This window comes from Mesorhizobium sp. WSM4819, assembly GCF_055811215.1.
Genome location: NZ_JBVVQO010000043.1, coordinates 1 through 17,499, shown reverse-complemented (window position 1 = coordinate 17,499; position 17,499 = coordinate 1). Strand labels below are relative to the sequence as shown.

23 protein-coding genes are annotated in these 17,499 nt (G+C 64.0%); 7 read left to right on the top strand and 16 right to left on the bottom strand.

Annotated elements, in window-relative coordinates:
* Positions 1–186: 186 nt before the first annotated feature.
* The gene (gene gcvA, locus AC0L18_RS27830; protein WP_473495062.1) at positions 187–1,095 is read right to left on the bottom strand and encodes a transcriptional regulator GcvA; all 909 of its coding nucleotides are present in this window, start codon (positions 1,093–1,095) and stop codon (positions 187–189) included.
* 110 nt (positions 1,096–1,205) lie between these two features.
* Between gcvA and AC0L18_RS27825 the strand changes: the two genes are divergently transcribed.
* A complete protein-coding gene (locus tag AC0L18_RS27825; RefSeq protein ID WP_473495061.1) occupies positions 1,206–1,391 on the top strand; it encodes a hypothetical protein in 186 nt (61 codons plus the stop codon).
* A 21-nt stretch (positions 1,392–1,412) separates the two neighbouring features.
* Here AC0L18_RS27825 and AC0L18_RS27820 read toward each other — a convergent pair whose 3' ends face one another.
* Entirely contained in the window at positions 1,413–2,369 is a 957-nt protein-coding gene (locus tag AC0L18_RS27820) for a sugar-binding transcriptional regulator (RefSeq protein ID WP_287059388.1), read from the bottom strand.
* 236 nt (positions 2,370–2,605) lie between these two features.
* On the opposite strand from AC0L18_RS27820, the gene AC0L18_RS27815 reads away from it, so the two are divergent.
* Positions 2,606–3,238 carry an HAD family hydrolase gene (locus tag AC0L18_RS27815; protein WP_473495060.1) on the top strand — a complete coding sequence of 211 codons (633 nt, stop codon included), beginning with the start codon at positions 2,606–2,608 and terminating at the stop codon, positions 3,236–3,238.
* A gap of 306 nt (positions 3,239–3,544) precedes the next feature.
* Here AC0L18_RS27815 and AC0L18_RS27810 read toward each other — a convergent pair whose 3' ends face one another.
* The 7 genes from AC0L18_RS27810 to ureC all read right to left on the bottom strand — a co-directional run bounded on the left by AC0L18_RS27810 (position 3,545) and on the right by ureC (position 9,169).
* On the bottom strand, positions 3,545–4,312 hold the full coding sequence (locus AC0L18_RS27810) for a class II aldolase and adducin N-terminal domain-containing protein (protein WP_473495059.1): 768 nt from the start codon (positions 4,310–4,312) through the stop codon (positions 3,545–3,547).
* An 85-nt stretch (positions 4,313–4,397) separates the two neighbouring features.
* Positions 4,398–5,039, bottom strand: a complete 642-nt coding sequence (gene ureG / locus AC0L18_RS27805; RefSeq protein WP_287307763.1) for an urease accessory protein UreG — start codon at positions 5,037–5,039, stop codon at positions 4,398–4,400.
* A complete protein-coding gene (locus AC0L18_RS27800; protein WP_473495058.1) occupies positions 5,036–5,476 on the bottom strand; it encodes a DUF3995 domain-containing protein in 441 nt (146 codons plus the stop codon). Before AC0L18_RS27800 ends, ureG begins: the two co-directional genes overlap by 4 nt.
* Positions 5,473–6,144, bottom strand: coding sequence for an urease accessory protein UreF (locus tag AC0L18_RS27795; protein WP_473495057.1), 672 nt, complete (start codon positions 6,142–6,144; stop codon positions 5,473–5,475). Before AC0L18_RS27795 ends, AC0L18_RS27800 begins: the two co-directional genes overlap by 4 nt.
* Positions 6,137–6,706 carry an urease accessory protein UreE gene (locus tag AC0L18_RS27790; protein ID WP_473495056.1) on the bottom strand — a complete coding sequence of 190 codons (570 nt, stop codon included), beginning with the start codon at positions 6,704–6,706 and terminating at the stop codon, positions 6,137–6,139. The genes AC0L18_RS27795 and AC0L18_RS27790 overlap by 8 nt, the downstream gene beginning before the upstream one ends.
* A 157-nt stretch (positions 6,707–6,863) precedes the next feature.
* Complete coding sequence (locus tag AC0L18_RS27785; RefSeq protein WP_473495055.1) at positions 6,864–7,352, bottom strand: DUF29 domain-containing protein; 489 nt, start codon at positions 7,350–7,352, stop codon at positions 6,864–6,866.
* 104 nt (positions 7,353–7,456) lie between these two features.
* The gene (ureC, locus tag AC0L18_RS27780; protein WP_473495054.1) at positions 7,457–9,169 is read right to left on the bottom strand and encodes an urease subunit alpha; all 1,713 of its coding nucleotides are present in this window, start codon (positions 9,167–9,169) and stop codon (positions 7,457–7,459) included.
* A gap of 191 nt (positions 9,170–9,360) precedes the next feature.
* On the opposite strand from ureC, the gene AC0L18_RS27775 reads away from it, so the two are divergent.
* Together AC0L18_RS27775 and AC0L18_RS27770 are read left to right on the top strand one after the other, a co-directional pair.
* A complete protein-coding gene (locus tag AC0L18_RS27775) occupies positions 9,361–9,744 on the top strand; it encodes a hypothetical protein (protein ID WP_023801509.1) in 384 nt (127 codons plus the stop codon).
* A gap of 126 nt (positions 9,745–9,870) precedes the next feature.
* Entirely contained in the window at positions 9,871–10,365 is a 495-nt protein-coding gene (locus AC0L18_RS27770; protein WP_473495053.1) for a hypothetical protein, read from the top strand.
* A gap of 89 nt (positions 10,366–10,454) precedes the next feature.
* On the opposite strand, the gene AC0L18_RS27765 is transcribed toward AC0L18_RS27770, so the two are convergent.
* From AC0L18_RS27765 to AC0L18_RS27750, 4 genes are read right to left on the bottom strand one after another with little or no spacing between them, the layout of a single operon-like run.
* Entirely contained in the window at positions 10,455–10,760 is a 306-nt protein-coding gene (locus tag AC0L18_RS27765; protein ID WP_473495087.1) for an urease subunit beta, read from the bottom strand.
* Positions 10,761–10,797: 37 nt separating this feature from the next.
* Positions 10,798–11,055: a DUF1272 domain-containing protein gene (locus AC0L18_RS27760; RefSeq protein ID WP_473495052.1), complete on the bottom strand. Its 258-nt coding sequence runs from the start codon at positions 11,053–11,055 to the stop codon at positions 10,798–10,800.
* A gap of 33 nt (positions 11,056–11,088) precedes the next feature.
* Positions 11,089–11,391 (bottom strand): urease subunit gamma, encoded by a 303-nt coding sequence (locus AC0L18_RS27755; protein ID WP_023801505.1) that lies wholly within the window; start codon positions 11,389–11,391, stop codon positions 11,089–11,091.
* Between the two features lie 43 nt (positions 11,392–11,434).
* On the bottom strand, positions 11,435–12,271 hold the full coding sequence (locus AC0L18_RS27750; RefSeq protein WP_473495051.1) for an urease accessory protein UreD: 837 nt from the start codon (positions 12,269–12,271) through the stop codon (positions 11,435–11,437).
* A gap of 208 nt (positions 12,272–12,479) precedes the next feature.
* Between AC0L18_RS27750 and AC0L18_RS27745 the strand changes: the two genes are divergently transcribed.
* The 3 genes from AC0L18_RS27745 (at position 12,480) to AC0L18_RS27735 (ending at position 14,738) form a co-directional block, all read left to right on the top strand.
* A complete protein-coding gene (locus AC0L18_RS27745) occupies positions 12,480–12,734 on the top strand; it encodes an acyl carrier protein (protein ID WP_010912831.1) in 255 nt (84 codons plus the stop codon).
* A 4-nt stretch (positions 12,735–12,738) separates the two neighbouring features.
* Entirely contained in the window at positions 12,739–13,947 is a 1,209-nt protein-coding gene (locus AC0L18_RS27740; protein WP_473495050.1) for a beta-ketoacyl-[acyl-carrier-protein] synthase family protein, read from the top strand.
* A gap of 86 nt (positions 13,948–14,033) precedes the next feature.
* Positions 14,034–14,738 carry a glutathione S-transferase family protein gene (locus AC0L18_RS27735; protein ID WP_473495049.1) on the top strand — a complete coding sequence of 235 codons (705 nt, stop codon included), beginning with the start codon at positions 14,034–14,036 and terminating at the stop codon, positions 14,736–14,738.
* Positions 14,739–14,765: 27 nt separating this feature from the next.
* On the opposite strand, the gene AC0L18_RS27730 is transcribed toward AC0L18_RS27735, so the two are convergent.
* The 3 genes from AC0L18_RS27730 to AC0L18_RS27720 form a co-directional block, all read right to left on the bottom strand.
* Complete coding sequence (locus AC0L18_RS27730) at positions 14,766–15,152, bottom strand: hypothetical protein (RefSeq protein ID WP_473495048.1); 387 nt, start codon at positions 15,150–15,152, stop codon at positions 14,766–14,768.
* An 89-nt stretch (positions 15,153–15,241) separates the two neighbouring features.
* Positions 15,242–15,862, bottom strand: coding sequence for a nucleoside triphosphate hydrolase (locus AC0L18_RS27725; protein ID WP_473495047.1), 621 nt, complete (start codon positions 15,860–15,862; stop codon positions 15,242–15,244).
* Between the two features lie 321 nt (positions 15,863–16,183).
* Positions 16,184–17,284, bottom strand: coding sequence for a hypothetical protein (locus AC0L18_RS27720; RefSeq protein WP_473495046.1), 1,101 nt, complete (start codon positions 17,282–17,284; stop codon positions 16,184–16,186).
* Positions 17,285–17,499 lie beyond the last annotated feature (215 nt).

Below are 17,499 nucleotides of genomic sequence, written 5' to 3'. Positions count from 1 at the left end.
ATTCCTCCCATGGACCAAGCTGAGCATTTGCTTTGGCTGTGAGCAATTACTCACCTCGCGTGATTGATGTCAAGCCGGATTCGTTGCTGCAGCGCAGCACGCAGCCTCGTGCGGATCTTGCTCCGGAGGATTTTTGCGCGCGAACAGGCCGGATGTCGGTGCCCGCTTGATCGGATGGATTATCGACTATCCGCCGGCAATCTCGGCCAGTATCCATTCGCGAAAAGCGCGGATCTTCGGCACGTTGCGCCGCGCCTGGGGATAGACCAGCCAATAGGCGTGGCCGTCGTCGCCGACCAGATCGAAAGGCTGGATCAGGCGGCCATCGGCAAGCTCGGCCTTGAAGAAAGCGGCCGTCACGATCGCCACGCCCTGCCCGGCGATTGCGGCGTTGGCCTCATAGGCTTGCGCCCCCATGCTGGAGCCGGGGCGCTTGGCCAGTTCCTCGACCGGCAGGCCGGCGGCGATAAACCAGTCCCGCCACCAGATGTCGCCGGGGTCGAGGATCGGCAGGCGCAACAGATCGGCCGGCTCCTTCACCCCGCCGATGGTCGCCGCGAGTTTCGGGCTCAGCATCGGCGTGAAGTCCGCATTGAAAAGCTTGTGCACCTCCACGCCCGGCCAGTTTCCGCCGCCCGAACGGATGGCGATGTCGATGTCCTCGCGGGCGAAGTCGACGAGGCGGTTCGATGTATCGAGACGCACCGCCAGCGACGGATGCGCGACCTGGAACGAACCGAGATGCTGCGCCAGCCAGTTCGAGGCAAAGGTCAGCAGCGTCGAGACACAAAGTACGCCGTCGGCGCCGCTGCGCGCCGCGGCATAGGCTCCACCCAACAAGGCGAACGCCTCGCTGACCGCAGGCGCCAGGCGTAGTCCCGCCTCGGTCAGCACGATCTGCCTTGGCCGGCGCAGGAACAACGGTGCCCCGACGCGCTCTTCCAGAAGCTTGATCTGATAGCTCGCCGCCGCCTGCGTCATGCCAAGCTCGCCGGCTGCCTTGGTGAAGGAAAGATGCCGCGCCACCGCCTCGAACACCCGGATCGCCTGAAGCGGAGGGAGCTGGGAGACCTGCCGTGACTTGAGTTCAGGCATAAGTCCTCCTTATGGGCCGTGATTGACGTTTGATTGGCAGCAAGGCCCGATCCGGCCGATATTTGTGGTCGACGATCACTCTCGTCCAGACATAACGAAGGCTGACGATCATGACCACGATACAGGAAAAGCTATCTTTGACGCCAGGCCAAGGCTGGTTTTTGCGACTGGCGCGGGGATTGGCGCGGCACGGAGCCAGGAAAAGGGTTTATCTCGACATCAGGGAATTGCCGCCGCATCTGCAGCGCGACATGGGTTTTCTCGACGGCAACGATCCTTGTGGCCGGCGCAAATAGCCTTGCTGGACTTATCGCAAATCAGCTGGCGGCCAGCAAGGCGGCGGCGGTCCGCTCGTCGGTGATGAGGCCGTTGACCAGCCGCCGATTGACAGCCGCAAGGATGCCCGGCAGTTTGCGCTCGCCCATGGCGAGTGCGATCACCAGCGATTTTTCGCGCGACGGCAACGATGCGGACGACACCCTGTCATTGGTGATGCCCTCGATCATCCGGCCTTCGCGATCGAACACCCAGCCGACGATCTCGGCGACGCCGCCTGCCTTTTGCAGCGCTTTCAATTCACTCTCCGAAATGAAGCCGTCCTCGTAAAGCGGCGCCTTGGGGCCGAGATCGCCGATGCCGACGAAGGTGACGTCGGCTTCCGCGGCAAGCGCCAGCGTCGGTTGGATCATCGGCTGGCTGAGCAGCATTTCTCGCTCCTGCGGCGAGGAGGCGATGACCGGCAGCGGCATCGGGAAGGAGCGAGCCTTGACCCTGTCGGCCATGGTGAAGATGACGTTGTAGAAGGCGGCCGAACCGTCGGGCGAGATGTTGCCGGTCAGCGACACCACCTTGTGCTGCGGGCATTCCATCGGCGGCAGCTGCTCGATTGCCGCCTTCAGCGTGCGGCCGGTGCCGATCGCCATGACGATCGGCGTCGGCGAGCGCAGCCGCCTCTCGATCTCGGCGGCCGCCGCCACGGCGACACCAATAGTCGAGGAGGAAGCGGGATCGCTTGGAACCACCTCGACCAGATCGAGGGCGAAGCGCGATTTCAGCCGGGCGGCGAGGTCGAGGCAATTGGCGATCGGGTGGTCGACACGCACCTTGATCAGCCCTTCCGACACCGCCAGCGACACCAGCCGCTGCGCCGTCTGCCGTGAGATGCCGAGCGTTGAGGCGATCTGGTCCTGCGTGTTGCCGGCGACATAATAGAGCCAGCCGGCGCGCGCCGCGTCGTCCAGCCTGTTGCTGCCGCTGTCCTGCCGGGAATTCAACTTGCTGCCTCCCTGCCCCAAACACCGAGCACTAGCACCGAGCGGGAGCGCCTTGGTTTTACCCGGGAATGCGTTTGTAAGCAATTGCCTGCAACCAGAGCAATTGCTTAGGTAAGCTCCCGAGATGCCTGCAGTGTTTCGAGTGGATGATTATAGCCCGCAATGTCGTGCAGCCAAGCGCGGCGGTTTATCTCCCGAGGCAAACCCTTTAAGGGGTTCGGGCAAAGGAGCCTTGCATGACGCCGAAAGCGGTTTTCTGGGACATGGACGGCACGCTGGTCGACAGCGAGCCGTTGCACGAGGCGGCGCTGATAGCGGCGCTGCACAGCGTCGGCATCGCGGCGCCGGCCAACCTGCATGAGCGGGTGCTCGGCATCGCCGCATGGCCGGTCTACGAGATGCTGCGCGACGAGTTCGGCCTCGACCTGGCCTTCGACGACTGGATCGTGCGCAAATACGACCACTATCTGCCGATGGCCGAGACGCTGAAGCCGCGCCCCGGCGCCATCGAGGTCTACAACGAGCTGCGTGCGCTTGGCGTGGCGCAAGCGGTGGTGTCCAATTCCGACCGGCTGGTCGTCGACGCCAATCTGCGCATGGTCGGTCTTTTCTATCCCGGCATGAAGACGATCAGCCGCAACGACGTGCGCGAAGGCAAGCCGCACGCCGAACCGTTTCTGCGCGCCGCATGGCTGGCCGGTGTCGATCCAGCCGATGCCATGGCCGTCGAGGACAGCGTGACCGGCGCCACGGCAGGGCTGGCGGCGGGGATCAGGACGATCTTCTGGCCGGAAGCGCCCATGGCAGGGCCGCCCGGCGCGATCGTCATCAACAGCGCCGACGAATTGCGGGCTGAACTCGGGCTTTAAGTTTAAGATTGGCGAAACCGGCGATCAGAGCGCCCTTCTCCCCGCCCCTATGGCAGGGCTATCGCAGGTGGAAAGCCGAGGCTTTCGCTCTACGATTTACCCCCACCCCTAACCCCTCCCCGCAAGGGGGAGGGAGACTTCCGCTGGCGCTGACCTCGGCAACTTGCTTGCCTTCGGCGCCAAAGGGGGAGGAATAAATGCGCGCGGCAGCGTTCCCTCCCCCTTGTGGGGAGGGTTAGGGTGGGGGTCCACCTTCGCAAGAATCCAAATGCGATTGTGCTGGTCACTTTACAGGCAGGAAGGGGCTCAATTTCTGTAAACCGGCTCCTGCTCGTCGAGGATCGCCTTCAATTCGGACAGGTGCCGTTCGGCCTGACCGGGATAATCTTCCTGCTCCGCTGCTGCCTTCTCGGCGATTTCATTCGACAGGACCCGCAGCGGGCGGCCGGTCCACAGCGCCTTGATGTAGGTCTCGGCGGCGCGTTCGAAATAGAACATGCGGTTGAAGGTGTCGGCGACGGTATCGCCGATGACCAGCACGCCATGGTTGCCCATGACCATCACCTTGACCTTCGGATCGGTGAGCAGCTGCGAGCAGCGTTCGCCCTCTTCCTCGAAGGCGAGCCCACCATAATGGCCGTCGACGACGTGGCGGTTGAAGAAGATCGCCGCGTTCTGATCGATCGGCGGCAACGTCGAGTCGGCGAGCGAAGCGAGCACCGTGGCGTGGATCGAGTGCACATGCATGACGCAGCGCGCATGACGGACATTGCGATGGATGGCGCCGTGCAGCCCCCATGCCGTCGGGTCGGGCGCATCCGGGCCGGAGAGCGTATCGGGATCTTTGGCGTCGATCAGCAGCAGGTCGCTCGCCTTGATGCGCGAGAAATGCACCTGGTTGGGATTCATCAGGAATTGCGAGCCGTCATCGTTGACGGCCAGCGAGAAATGATTGGCCACCGCTTCATGCATGTTGAGCCGCGCCGTCCAGCGGAAGGCGCAAGCCAGATCGACGCGTTCCTCGTAAAAGGGCAGGTTGGTCAGCATTTCCTTCTGCAGGCGGGCGATGCTCATCGAAAACCTCCGTGAAAGAAGCAAGGATGCCGCGCGCCGCAGATGCGCGCAACCGGTTTCGTTTGGTGCAGGCGAGGGCTTCGGCCTACGCCGCAGTGCTTCTGGCGGCGTCGATGCGCAGCCCGCCATGCTCGACGATAAAGTCGATCACCTCCTGCAGGCCCTTGCCGCGCGACAGATCGGTAAATCCGAACGGCCGCTTGCCGCGCATGCGGGCGGCATCGCTCTCCATGACATCGAGATTGACGTTCACATAGGGGGCGAGATCGCTCTTGTTGATGACCAGGAAATCCGACCGGGTGATCGCCGGGCCGCCCTTGCGCGGGATTTCTTCGCCCTGGCAGACCGAGATGACGTAGAGCGTCAGATCGGCGAGGTCGGGGGAAAACGTGGCGGCGAGGTTGTCGCCGCCCGATTCGATGAAGACGATGTCGAGATCCGGGAATTTCCTGGTCATCTCGGCGATCGCCTGCAGATTGATCGAGGCGTCCTCGCGGATGGCGGTGTGCGGGCAGCCGCCGGTCTCGACGCCGATGATGCGATCCTCGGGCAGCGCCTGAAGCCGGGCCAGCATCATGGCGTCTTCCTTGGTATAGATGTCATTGGTGACCACGGCGATGGAGAACTCGTCGCGCAGCGCCTTGCAGAGCTTTTCGGTGAGCGTCGTCTTGCCGGAGCCGACGGGACCGCCGATGCCGACGCGAAGGGGACCATTGGCTTGTGTCATCCAGGGAACTCCATGATGGCTAGCACTGCAAAGCCGAGCCCTACAACCAGGCAGAGCGGCGAATAATAGCTGACATCGAGCCGCGCGAAAGGCTGTTCGGGCGCCAGCCGGCGCCACCACGGCGTGAAGCCGGCAATGCCGCGCCCCAGGAAGACCAGCGCGATGAGCAGCGCTGTCGCGGCAAGCCCGGCCTTGGGAAAGGGCGTGGCAAACACGCCTTCGAGCGCCAGCGGCCACAGTGTCGCCAGGCCGAGGCAGGCGGCGACGGCGAAGCTGGCGAAGGGCGCCGGCATTTCGTCGACACCGCGAAAGCCGACCACCGCGCGGGCGCAGGAGGCAGCGTCCCTGCCCGGCCAGATGCCGCCTATGCCCCAATAGACATGCAGGGTGGTGATCAGCAGCAGGATGAACGAGAGGGCGAAAGCGAGGACGATCATGAGCGGAACAGCCGCGAATATTGCGTTTCGTGCTTCATCGCCATGACATCCGAGACAAACGCGCAGCCGCCGAGATCATTCAGCGTCGAGCCGGCGGCGCGAGCGGCAGTTTCCAAGGCCAGCGGCTCGAAGCCGGCGAGCAGCGCCGTGGCGCCGGTCTGGCCGACGACGCCGAGCCTGATCGCGGCCTGGACGAGGTTGGAGAAGAAGCTCTGTAGGAAGGCCGACAGTGCATCGCGCAGGGCAATGGCGTTGCCACCGGCAGTTGCACCGACGGCGACGCAATAGGCGCACTCGGCCGGCAGACGGTCGAGCACCTGACACGGCCAGGCCGATGCCGCCTTCAGGAAGGCGGCGCCCTGCAGCATGGTCTCGCTGTGGCGCTCGCGCGAGCCGGCCAAGGCCTCGGCGAGGGCTGCGATTTCGGCGAGATCGCCGGCTTGGCGGGCGCGCCGCCAGCTTTCGGCAAACAGCACGGCATCGTTCCAGCCCGAGCCCATCTCGACCAGCGTCTCCAGCCACGCGGCGAGGTCTTTGCTGTCGGCGATCAGCCCTGCATGCACGGCTTGTTCGAGACCATGGCTGTAGGAAAAACCGCCGACCGGGAAGGCAGGCGACAGCCACGCCATCAGCCGCAGCAAAGCGACGTTGGAAGGCTGGTCAGTCATGGTCGTGCGAATGGCTGTGGGAATGCGATTCGCTATGGGTATGGGAATGCGCACCGCTGTGCGCATGCGCCTCGGCATGGGCATGACCGTGACTGTGCCCGGAATAGGCGCCGCGCAGCGGCTTGAACGGCTCGGAAACGTCGCGCACCGTCGCACCCAGCCCTTCCAGCATCGCCTTGATGACATGGTCGCGCAGGATGAGGATGCGTTCCGCTTCGATGGCGGCGGCAAGATGGCGGTTGCCGATATGCCAGGCAAGCTCGGCGAGATGGACAGGGCCGCTGGCACGGATATCGTAGAGCGGTTCCTCGGCCGCGACGATCTCGATATGACGGCCATCCTCCAACACCAGGCGGTCGCCATCGTTCAAGGCCACCGGTTCGGGCAGGTCGACCAGCACTCTATCGCTACGGGCCGTTTCTATGGCGCGGCGGCGCAGATGCCGCTCGTCATGGGCAAGCACCGCACGATCGTAGGCCGCGACCGCTCCTGCCTCGCCGGCGCTCAGAACCGAGACGGCACGCGGGAATTTGGTGAAATCGGTGCGGATGTCGAGCTTCATGTAAAACTGCCTCTCCCAACAAGCGTAGCCTATCGCATTCGTCGCCCCAATGGTGCTCAGACGATCGTGTCGAAGAGCCGCAGGATGAACGATATCTGGTAGACCAGGGCGGCGGCGACAAAGGCGATGTGAAAGCGACGGTCGCTGAAGAAGCCAGCTAATCCCGCAGGAAATCGCCCATCGAGAGTGGATTGCCCGGCCAAAATCGTTCATCGAGCGCCTGCTTGCATGTGAATGGAGGTTCGCCTGGAAAGTGAGATTTCCTGAGACCCGTTTCCCTGACCGCGACAAGCAAAGCGTCCTTATATGCATCGTCGAAAATCTGGGCGGGATATCGGCGAAGACTCGGGCTGTCCTTGATGATGTTTCCGATCCAGATGCGCTGTTCGGAAATTGACGACTGCCAACTATGACTTCGATGGCCGGGTTGGAATTCCCATTTCAGGAGATGTGCAAGCAGCACCTCCATCCGACTGCGAATCTCTCGTTTGTCACGTCTCCCCAAGCTCTCGATCTCCTCGGCAAGATTCTCACGATCGAGGTCGGAGAAACGAGCTTCGCGCAACAATGCGCCTTGCTCGGCGCACCACTGGACGTAGTCCGCTTCGTAGGGAGTGAGGGCCCTGAGACGATCAATCCTGTTCATGAGGCCATCATGCCGCAATTTCGAGACAATCGCAAAACGGCACGTCAGAGCTTGGACAACTGAGCACCGAATTTGACGCCCCGCCAACAGGGCGTTGGTAGGGATCAGAACAAAAAGTACCTCTGCGCCATCGGCAGCACCGTGGCCGGTTCGCAGGTGAGCAATTCGCCGTCGGCGCGGACTTCGTAGGTTTCGGGATCGACCTCGACATGTGGGGTGGCGTCGTTGAGCACCATCGAATGCTTGCCGATGCCGCCGCGGGTGTTGTCGACGGCGACCATCTGCTTGTCGACGCCGAGCCTGCCGCGCAGGCCGGCATCGAGCGCGGCTTTCGAGACAAAGGTCACCGACGAGTTGGTCATCGCCTTGCCATAGGCTCCGAACATCGGCCGGTAGTGCATCGGCTGCGGTGTCGGGATCGAGGCGTTGGGATCGCCCATCGGCGCGGCGGCGATCATGCCGCCGACCAGCACCATGTCCGGCTTGACACCGAAGAAGGCCGGGTTCCACAGCACCAGGTCGGCGCGCTTGCCGACCGCCACCGAGCCGATCTCGTTCGACAGGCCGTGCGCGATGGCCGGGTTGATCGTGTATTTGGCGATGTAGCGGCGGACGCGGAAATTGTCGTTGTCGCCGGTCTCCTGCGGCAGCGAGCCGCGCTGGCGCTTCATCTTGTCGGCGGTCTGCCAGGTGCGGATCGCCACTTCGCCGACGCGGCCCATCGCCTGACTGTCCGACGAGATGATCGAGAAGGCGCCGATGTCGTGCAAGATGTCTTCGGCGGCGATGGTTTCCTTGCGGATGCGGCTTTCGGCAAAGGCGATGTCTTCGGGGATCGACGGCGACAGATGATGGCAGACCATCAGCATGTCGAGATGCTCGGCCAGCGTGTTGACGGTGTAGGGCCGGGTCGGATTGGTCGACGACGGGATGACGTTGGGCAGGCCGCAAACCTTGATGATGTCGGGCGCATGGCCGCCGCCGGCGCCTTCGGTGTGGAAGGCGTGGATGGTGCGGCCCTTGATCGCCGCCACCGTATTCTCGACAAAGCCGGATTCGTTCAGCGTGTCGGTGTGGATCATCACCTGCACGTCATAGTTGTCGGCGACCGACAGGCAGCAGTCGATTGCCGCTGGCGTCGTGCCCCAGTCCTCATGCAACTTAAGCGAGCAGGCACCACCCAGCACCATTTCTTCAAGCGCGGCCGGCAACGACGCGTTGCCCTTGCCCGACAGGCCGATGTTCATCGGGAAGGCGTCGAAGGACTGGATCATGCGCGCCAGATGCCACGGCCCCGGCGTGCAGGTCGTCGCCAGCGTGCCATGCGCCGGTCCGGTGCCGCCGCCGAGCATGGTGGTGATGCCTGACATCAGCGCTTCCTCGATCTGCTGCGGACAGATGAAATGGATATGCGCGTCGAAGCCGCCGGCGGTGAGGATCTTGCCCTCGCCGGCGATGATCTCGGTGCCGGGACCGACGATGATGGTGACACCATCTTGCATGTCCGGATTGCCGGCCTTGCCGATCGCGGCAATGCGGCCGTCGCTCAGGCCGATATCGGCCTTGAAGATGCCGCCTGACGCGTCGACGACCAGCGCATTGGTGATGACGGTGTCGACCGCGCCTTGCGCGCGAGAAACCTGGCTCTGGCCCATGCCGTCGCGAATAACCTTGCCGCCGCCGAATTTCACCTCTTCGCCATGCAGCGTAAAATCCTTCTCGACCTCGATGAACAGCTCGGTATCGGCAAGCCGCACCTTGTCGCCGACGGTCGGGCCGTACATCTGCGCATAGGCGGCGCGGGTGATTCTAGCCATCAGCAATTGCTCCCGAAATACGGCCCCAAATACAGCCCCAAGATACAGCCGGTCGAAGCCCGGCCCCACATTGTCGCCATCCTATGGTCACGCAATGACCTGCTGGGCGACACCTTCCGATCCCATTTAACGTTTGAGGTGGCAGGGTCACCCCAAAACGACCGTTTGCCAATCGATGGAAAGGAAGTTTTATGCGCAAAACGATCTCTCTCGCAGCCGCCGCCACCCTGCTGCTCGCGACCGCTGCCAGCGCCCAGCAACAGCCGGCGCCGCAGCCTGCCGAGCCGCCGGCTTCGCCCGCTCCCGCAGCGCCCGGCGCTCAGCCGCAAGCGCCGGCGATCCAGACCGTCAACGTCGTCGACATCGAGGAACTGCCCAAGGAAACGCAGACCAAGGTCAACGAAGTGATCGCCAAGCGCGGCGAGGACGGCCTGCAGAAATTGCGCAGCTCGATCGACGCGACCCCGCAGGTCAAATCCGCGCTCGAAGCCAAGGGGCTCACCTCGGCGCAAGTGATCGCCGCCAGCATGGACGCCAACGGCTCGCTGACCTTGATCACCAAGAAGGCGAGCTGACGATGCGCTGTGGCGGGCCGGCACGAGGCCGGCCTGCCGCATCGGGGAGGGAACCTTCGCAGGGCGGAATACGTTTCGACTTTTTGGCCTAGAACCGAGTCTCGAAAGCGGCTTTGAGAGCGAGCGATGGCGATCACCACCTTTCCCGACAGCAAATGGCTGCATATGCTGGCCGCAACTGCGTTTCTTGCGGCGAGCGCTCCCCAGGCCGGGCTGAATGCGCAGGGCCTTGAAGGCCCTGAGACCCAGAACAAGATCATCGGCTCGGAGGTCGGCCAGGAAGAGACCAACACGGCTGTCGAGGCCGGCAAAGTCACTACCGCGATCGACCGGACGCGTGAAAACATCGGCGCGGTGCGCAAGACATCCAAGCTCGACAAGGTCGACATCGTGTTCCTTACCGACGCCGCGCGCACGGAAGGCGGGCTGCCGCCGGCGATCGAAAGCAAGGTCGAGCAGCATCAGGACGACATTGCGGAACTGCGCGACGAGATCGAGGCGAACGCATTGCTGTTCAACGCCATCGACTCTCGACGTGTGCAGACCGAAGACGTTCTCGCCGTCGAATTCGACGATCCCGGCAAGGTCGTCATCTACGCGGCGGCCAAGCCGCCCAGCTGAGCCGAAACTGCGCGACGCTCTGGATCGCACAACGCGACCAGGGGATCGCACAACGCGACCAGGGGATCGCACAACGCGACCAGGGGATCTCACAGCGCGCCCATGATCTTCTGCTGAAGCCCGTAGACCTCGCGCTTGCCGCCGAGCGGCACCAAGGTGACGTCGCGCTCCTGGCCGGGCTCGAAGCGCATCGCCGTGCCGGCGGCAATGTCGAGGCGCATGCCGCGCGCCTTGTCACGATCGAATTTCAGCCCCTCATTGGTCTCGAAGAAATGATAGTGGCTGCCGACCTGGATCGGCCGGTCGCCGCTGTTGGCCACTTTCATGGTGATGGTCGGCTGGCCCTTGTTGAGTTCGATCTCGCCGCCTGCCGTGATGATTTCGCCCGGTATCATCGCCATCGATATGCCTTTCGCTGTCAGGATCGTGCCGTCACGCGGCGTTGCTGGCCGGGCCGCAGCCTTCGGCCTTGAGGACGCGCTTTGTCGAGGCGGGATATTTGTTCAGCGTCGCCGCCGGACGGATAGGGCGCGCTGAAAAATTGCCGCCGCAGTTCGGGCAGACGCCGCCCAGCACATTTACCGCACAATCAGCACAGAAGGTGCACTCGAAGGTGCAGATCAGCGCATCGGTCGCCTCAGGCGGCAGGTCCTTGTCGCAGCATTCGCAGTTGGGGCGCAGCTCAAGCATTTTTTCTCCTATCGGCCCTCACCTTGTCGGCCCTCATCTTATCGGTTCATGCACGGTCACCAGCTTGGTGCCGTCGGGAAACGTCGCCTCGACCTGGACGTCGTGGATCATCTCGGCGATGCCCTCCATCACCTGCGCGCGGGTGACGACGTGGGCGCCGGCCTCCATCAGCTCGGCGACCTGGCGGCCGTCGCGGGCGCCCTCGACAACGAAGTCGGTGATCAGCGCGATCGCCTCCGGGTGATTGAGCTTGACGCCGCGCTCGAGCCGCTTGCGCGCCACAATCGCCGCCATGGCGATGAGCAGCTTGTCCTTTTCCCTTGGCGTCAGGTTCATGCGTTTTCCCAGGATGGCGTAGACAGGAGCGGTGTAATCGGAATCAGAGTGACCATAATTTGGGCAGACCCGCCCGTCCGTTGAGCAATTCGACAAGCGGAACCAGCCGCTTGCGGAGCTGGTAGCCGTCCTCGGCAAACAGCCTCGCAAGAAGCTTGCCATATTTTTTCACGCTCCAGACGCTGGCATCGCCCTGGCCGCCGATAATGTCCCGGGCCGGATCGAGCAAAGCCTCGACCCGCGGCGAGATCATCAGCACCGTCGCCATGGCGATGGCGCCGCCGGCCACGGCCGAACGGCCCAGAATCGCGGCAATGTCCGGCCCGATGCGGAAATCCTCGGCATGAACCAGCGCTCCGTCCTGGCTGACCCGCCAGCGGTCGTGGAAAGCGCCGTGCGCCGCGCGTTCGCCCATGGCGAGGCGGCCAAAAACGGTCGCCTCGAGCACCAGCGCCTCGGCGCCTGCGGCAAGCTCCAGGTCGAGCCTGCGGGCAAAGGCAGATCGATCAAAGACGATGGTTTCCTGTGGCAGCCAGGCGATGCGGCCGCCGGCGCCGACGGTCAGCTTGACCCGCACCTCGGCACGATCGGACGCAGCGCGGTAGATTTTCTCGCAGGCCTGGGTGGTTATGCTGGCGCAGGCGCCGGCGCCGACATCGACCTGCCAGCCGAGGCGGTCGCCGCCGGTCAGCCCGCCGGCGGTGTTGATCAGCACGGCTTCGAGCGGATCGGCCGAGACGGCCGGCATGCGGATCTTGGCGGATCCATCCTGATAAAGCCGCCGAAGCCGCGTGCGGCCGCCATCCTTCTCACAGGCAAGCCGCGCCGTGCCGGCGACGCGCTGGGCCGGCGGCACAAAGGTCAGGTCCTGTCCGATCATATCCACGGCGCCAACTTAAGCACAGCGCCGGCTTTGTCGACATATAGCTTGTTGCTTGACAACGTTTCGGTTTCTATAGAGGAGCCGTCTTGGTACGGTCACACAACGCCTGGCCGGATAAAAGGCGACGGTGACGGTCTGAACCTGGGGAAGAACGGGCGCCGATCCGTTGGCGCCGGGAAACGACGAGGGTTGGGGAAGGAACCGAATGGCTGACCAGCTGGCAACGGACATCATCGAGAAGATCAAGGCTCATGCCGAGCCGGGTGGCGAAGAGATCACCACCAGCACCGAACTGACCTCGCTTGGCATCCATTCGCTGGAACTGACGGAGATCATCTTCGACCTCGAGGAACAGTATGGCATCGAGATCGAGATGAACACGGTCGACGCCTGGAGCAATCTGAAGAACGTCGGCGACATGGTCGAGGCGGTTCGCGCGCTGATCGCGAAAAAAGCCTGACCGAATGCACAAGCGCGTTGTCATTACCGGCATCGGCGGCCTGTGCGGGCTCGGCACCGACGTGCCGACGATCTGGGGCGAGATGCGCGCCGGCCGTTCGGCCATCGGCCCGATCGTCAATTCGGAGCTGCATGACCTGAAAATCAGGGTCGGCTGCGAAATCAGGACCCTTCCCGAGCACGGCATCGACCGCAAGCAGGCCGTGTCGATGGACCGTTTCAGCCTGTTGGCGACGATCGCCGCGCGCGAGGCCGCGCAACAAGCCGGGCTAAGCTTGCACGCGGCCAACACCTACCGGATGGGCTCCATCGTCGGCGTCGGCGTTTGCGGCTGGGAGGCGATCGAAGAGAGCTATCGCGCCATCCTGCTCGAGGGCAAGAACCGCACCGGCATCTTCACCGTGCCGAAAGTGATGCCGGGCGCTGCGGCCGGCCATGTCAGCATGAATCTCGGCCTGCGCGGGCCGGTCTTCGGCATCACCTCGGCCTGCTCCTCGTCCAATCACGCCATTGCCTCGGCGGTCGACCAGATCAGGCTTGGCCGCGCCGATGTCATGCTCGCCGGCGGCACCGATGCGCCGCTGGTCTGGGGCATCCTGAAAGGCTGGGAGGCGTTGCGGGTGCTGGCGCCCGACACCTGCCGGCCGTTTTCGGCCGATCGCCAGGGCCTGGTGCTCGGCGAAGGCGCCGGCATGGTCGTGCTGGAAACTTTTGAGCATGCCATGGCGCGCGGCGCCACTATACTCGCCGAAATTGCCGGCGCCGGCCTTTCCGGCGATGCCTCCGACATCGTCGCGCCGACCATCGAAGGGCCGGAGGCGGCGATGCGCTTCTGCCTCGTCGATGCCAGGCTCAACCCGGAGGACATCGACTACGTCAATGCGCATGGCACCGGCACCAAGGCCAACGACCAGATCGAGACGGCGGCGATCAAGCGCGTTTTCGGCGACCATGCCCAAAAACTTTCGATCTCCTCGACCAAATCGATGCATGCCCACTGCCTCGGCGCGTCGGGCGCGCTGGAGCTGATCGCCTGCGTGATGGCGATCCGCGAAGGCATCGTGCCGCCAACCGCCAATTTTCGCGAAACCGACGCCGATTGCGATCTCGACATCACGCCGAATGTGGCGCGCGAGCGCAAGGTGCGCGCGGCGATCAGCAACGGCTTCGCCTTCGGCGGCACCAATGCGGTGCTGGCGTTCAAGGCGGTCTGACCGCAACCGGATCCCAGCTACGGCGAGACGCGTCTTGCCACGCGCCACGACGGCGCGCTTGCGCGAAAAAAATCCCAGGAGTTTCGATGACCGACCTGTCCGCCTTTCCGATCGCCACGCGCTGGCCGGCCAGCCATCCCGACCGCATCCAGCTCTATTCGTTCCCGACGCCGAACGGGGTAAAAGTGTCGATCGCGCTGGAGGAACTCGGCCTGCCCTACGAGGCGCATGCGGTGAACATCGGCAAGGACGAGAGCTGGACGCCGGAATTCCTGTCGCTGAACCCGAACGGCAAGATCCCGGCAATGATCGATCCGGACGGCCCGGGCGGCAAGCCGATCGGGCTGTTCGAATCCGGCGCCATGCTGCTCTACCTCACCGACAAGACCGGCCGGCTGATCCCGGCCGACCCGGCGCGGCGTTACGAAACGATTCAGTGGGTGTTTTTTCAGATGGCCTCGATCGGGCCGATGTTCGGGCAGGTCGGTTTTTTCCACAAATTCGCCGGACGCGAGATCGCCGACAAGCGGCCGCTGGCGCGCTATCGCGACGAATCGCGGCGGCTGATCGGTGTGCTCGAGACGAGGCTGAAGGGCCGCAGCTGGATCATGGACGACGACTACACCATCGCCGATATCTCGATGCTGGGCTGGGTGCGCAATCTGATCGGTTTTTACGAAGCAAGGGAGCTTGTCGGCTTCGACGATTTTTCCCATGTCGCGACATGGCTGGAGCGCGGCTTGGCCCGGCCGGCGGTGCAAAGGGGTCTTGCTATCCCCGCCCGGGGCTAGCGCATCGGCGCAGGCGCCGAAAACCGGCTATTTTGCCTTGGTTTTGGGTTTCGAGCCGCCCTTGCCCATGACGGAAGCGGCGAGGGACGCAGCGGTCTTGGCGGTGGCGACAACTGCGCCGGCCGCGACATTGGCCGTCGTCTTGACGGTGCGCATGGCGCTGTCGGCCATCGAGCCGCCGCTTGCCGACTTCCTCGACCTGGCCGGTTTTGCCGTGGTTTTGGCGGCGGTCGGTGTCACTTTCTTCGGTGCTGCCTTGCCAAAACTGGGCTTTGCATCCTTGGAGCGGGCGGCAACGGCCGGGCCAGCGCCGGTCTTCGATTCAGTTGCCTTTGATCCAGTTGCCCTGGATCGAGTTGCCCTGCCCTTGCCGGGCGCAGGCTTTCTTGCCTTGTTTGCCATCGGAGTAGCCATCGGACAGTCTTCCTCATGTCAGCATTATTGCCGTATTCGAGATAACGGCCGGAAAGTCCTAAGGTTCCGGCGTGGGCAGTCCTTGCGAATCAGGGTTGATCGCCAAGCACCAGATCGGCGGGGCGGCGGCGGGCAAGCACGCGGTCGATGTTGGGCATGTCGTTGGAAGCGATCCAGGCGCGGGCGTCATCGTCGGAGCGGCCATGCTCGTGCCATCGCTCGAGCAGCCGGCGCTCGAGTTCGGCGCGCGGCACGTCGACAAAGATCGAGAAATCGAACAGCGGCGCCAGCCGCGACCACGGTTCCTCGTCAAGCAGCAAATAATTGCCTTCGACCAGGATGAACTTGGTGTCGGCGGCGATGATCGAAGCGGCCGCGCGCGACAGTTCCATGCTGCGGTCGAACACCGGAATGGCGATGTCGGGCTCGGCGGCGCGGATGCGCTTCAGCAAGGTTTCGAAGCCGGCAAAGTCAAAGGTTTCCGGAGCGCCCTTTCGCGCGCGCAGGCCGCGCTGCTCGAGCACGATATCGTCGTAATGGAAGCCGTCCATCGGCACGATTTCGGCCGTGCCTTCCGGCAGCAGCTCATGCAGTCGGGCCGACAGCGTCGACTTGCCGGCCCCCGGAGGGCCGGCGATGGCAACGACAAAGCGCCGCGCCCTGCCGGCGCGCTTGAAGATGGTGGCGGCGAGGTGGGCAATCTCGGACATCGGAGCCTTTCTGGCTGGGTGTTTTGGATCGCATCTTGGCTATAGTTGGCGGGATTTTCAAACGCGGGATTATTGAAGATCGACCAATTGTCGAGGTCGGCGCCGCTGCCCCCTCATCCGGCCGCTTCGCGGCCACCTTCTCCCCGTTGGGGAGAAGAGAGAAGCGGCGGCGCTGGCGATCTCCTCTCCCCTCGGGGAGAGGTCGGATTGCCCCGAATTACCCTTTGCAATTAGGTTGGCAATCCGGGTGAGGGGGCAGCGCCAACGCTCGCAATAGGAGGGCTACCTCCAACCGGAAGCGCCGCCCACGACACAGCCCAATCAGGCGGGCACGGATCGGCCAATCCGCAGGAAAGCGCCGTCGAAGGCGACAGCCCGCGTCGAACCGTCGGCCGCCATGAGGCGCATGCGCCCCTGCGTGGTGGTGATGTCGCGCGGCGGCTCGCCGTCCATTAAGGGCAGTGCGCCGATGACGTGGCGGAACGAGACATTGCCGCCAAGGTCAAAGGCGGTCGCCACCCCTTCCCGCTTCAGCCAGTTGTCACCCAGCGACGCGGCGTGGCCAAGCGCGGTGCGGCCGTCCTCGATGCCGAGTACGCCGCGATGGCGGCCGCTCCACGGCGCGTAGTCGCGCCCGCCATTGCTGATCCACAGCATGGTGACCGGCAGCTCGGCCGGGTTTTTCAGCACAACAACGAGATCGGCTTCCGCCTTTCGCGCCAGTGCGGTCCAGCCCGGCCCGCCATGATCGGCCTCGACCAGCGTGACGAAATCCTCTCGGCTCTGGTCCATGCGATAGTCGGTCAAGTCGAGCGTGCCGCCATCGGCGGCGGGAAAGCGCGTCAGGTCGGCGGACCGCGCGGGATAGGCGAAAAGAAAGCGGCCGCGGGCCGGATCGGGCTCGAGCGGGTCGTCGGGCGTTGCCGCAAACCGCTTCGGCGAAAAAGCCAGCCTGCCGCCGTCCGTCATCACCGTCATCGGATGATGGGCGACGGAAATGCCGCCCGATCCACCGGAAAAGACATGTTCCTGGTAGAGAAACGGATGGTCGTCGCGCAAGGTGATGATCTTGTCGACCGTGGCGCCCATGACCTTGTGCTGCAGCCTGAAAACGGCCCGCCAGCCATCGGCAGTCGCCGCGGAGGCGGCGACATCCCAGCGGCTGTTGGCCGGCCAGCCATGCAAGGGCGCTTCCTCGACATCGCTGCGCGAAAACGGCGCGCATAAAAAATCGCCGGACAGGCGAACGGTGCCCTCGGGCAGGTCTTGTGGCAGCGTCTCGCGCGGCTCGTCGATCCACGGCGCGCGATGCAGCGGTTTTAGCCGGCGCCCGTCGATATCGACCGTCATGTCGGCGAGATGGCCGACGGTGAGATCGACCGTTACCGAAATGCCCTTTGCCGTGATCGTGAGCGTATCCATGGCGCACCTGCTGATTCTGCCGGCGCCAGCAAACCCGCTCGGTGCCGGTTGCGCAAGCTGGGTGATGGGCATTTCATGTCAGAGACGCGTTTGCCCGGGTGATGTACCCCTAGCCCGAGGCTTTCGCAGTGGAGGCCGAGGCTTTCGCTCTACGATGGACCCCCACCCCTAACCCCTCCCCACAAGGGGGAGGGAGACTTCCGTTGGCGCTGACC

What these genes read in the sequence shown, in the direction of transcription:
- AC0L18_RS27725 (WP_473495047.1), bottom strand. Translation starts at nt 15,862, where the DNA reads ATGTCCGAGATTGCCCACCTCGCCGCCACCATCTTCAAGCGCGCCGGC.
- AC0L18_RS27735 (WP_473495049.1), top strand. Translation starts at nt 14,034, where the DNA reads ATGACCGACCTGTCCGCCTTTCCGATCGCCACGCGCTGGCCGGCCAGC.
- AC0L18_RS27815 (WP_473495060.1), top strand. Translation starts at nt 2,606, where the DNA reads ATGACGCCGAAAGCGGTTTTCTGGGACATGGACGGCACGCTGGTCGAC.
- AC0L18_RS27730 (WP_473495048.1), bottom strand. Translation starts at nt 15,152, where the DNA reads ATGGCTACTCCGATGGCAAACAAGGCAAGAAAGCCTGCGCCCGGCAAG.
- AC0L18_RS27745 (WP_010912831.1), top strand. Translation starts at nt 12,480, where the DNA reads ATGGCTGACCAGCTGGCAACGGACATCATCGAGAAGATCAAGGCTCAT.
- AC0L18_RS27825 (WP_473495061.1), top strand. Translation starts at nt 1,206, where the DNA reads ATGACCACGATACAGGAAAAGCTATCTTTGACGCCAGGCCAAGGCTGG.
- gcvA (WP_473495062.1), bottom strand. Translation starts at nt 1,095, where the DNA reads ATGCCTGAACTCAAGTCACGGCAGGTCTCCCAGCTCCCTCCGCTTCAG.
- AC0L18_RS27775 (WP_023801509.1), top strand. Translation starts at nt 9,361, where the DNA reads ATGCGCAAAACGATCTCTCTCGCAGCCGCCGCCACCCTGCTGCTCGCG.
- AC0L18_RS27720 (WP_473495046.1), bottom strand. Translation starts at nt 17,284, where the DNA reads ATGGATACGCTCACGATCACGGCAAAGGGCATTTCGGTAACGGTCGAT.
- AC0L18_RS27800 (WP_473495058.1), bottom strand. Translation starts at nt 5,476, where the DNA reads ATGATCGTCCTCGCTTTCGCCCTCTCGTTCATCCTGCTGCTGATCACC.
- AC0L18_RS27770 (WP_473495053.1), top strand. Translation starts at nt 9,871, where the DNA reads ATGGCGATCACCACCTTTCCCGACAGCAAATGGCTGCATATGCTGGCC.
- AC0L18_RS27810 (WP_473495059.1), bottom strand. Translation starts at nt 4,312, where the DNA reads ATGAGCATCGCCCGCCTGCAGAAGGAAATGCTGACCAACCTGCCCTTT.
- AC0L18_RS27765 (WP_473495087.1), bottom strand. Translation starts at nt 10,760, where the DNA reads ATGATACCGGGCGAAATCATCACGGCAGGCGGCGAGATCGAACTCAAC.
- ureG (WP_287307763.1), bottom strand. Translation starts at nt 5,039, where the DNA reads ATGACACAAGCCAATGGTCCCCTTCGCGTCGGCATCGGCGGTCCCGTC.
- AC0L18_RS27760 (WP_473495052.1), bottom strand. Translation starts at nt 11,055, where the DNA reads ATGCTTGAGCTGCGCCCCAACTGCGAATGCTGCGACAAGGACCTGCCG.
- AC0L18_RS27795 (WP_473495057.1), bottom strand. Translation starts at nt 6,144, where the DNA reads ATGACTGACCAGCCTTCCAACGTCGCTTTGCTGCGGCTGATGGCGTGG.
- AC0L18_RS27785 (WP_473495055.1), bottom strand. Translation starts at nt 7,352, where the DNA reads ATGAACAGGATTGATCGTCTCAGGGCCCTCACTCCCTACGAAGCGGAC.
- AC0L18_RS27790 (WP_473495056.1), bottom strand. Translation starts at nt 6,706, where the DNA reads ATGAAGCTCGACATCCGCACCGATTTCACCAAATTCCCGCGTGCCGTC.
- ureC (WP_473495054.1), bottom strand. Translation starts at nt 9,169, where the DNA reads ATGGCTAGAATCACCCGCGCCGCCTATGCGCAGATGTACGGCCCGACC.
- AC0L18_RS27740 (WP_473495050.1), top strand. Translation starts at nt 12,739, where the DNA reads ATGCACAAGCGCGTTGTCATTACCGGCATCGGCGGCCTGTGCGGGCTC.
- AC0L18_RS27750 (WP_473495051.1), bottom strand. Translation starts at nt 12,271, where the DNA reads ATGATCGGACAGGACCTGACCTTTGTGCCGCCGGCCCAGCGCGTCGCC.
- AC0L18_RS27755 (WP_023801505.1), bottom strand. Translation starts at nt 11,391, where the DNA reads ATGAACCTGACGCCAAGGGAAAAGGACAAGCTGCTCATCGCCATGGCG.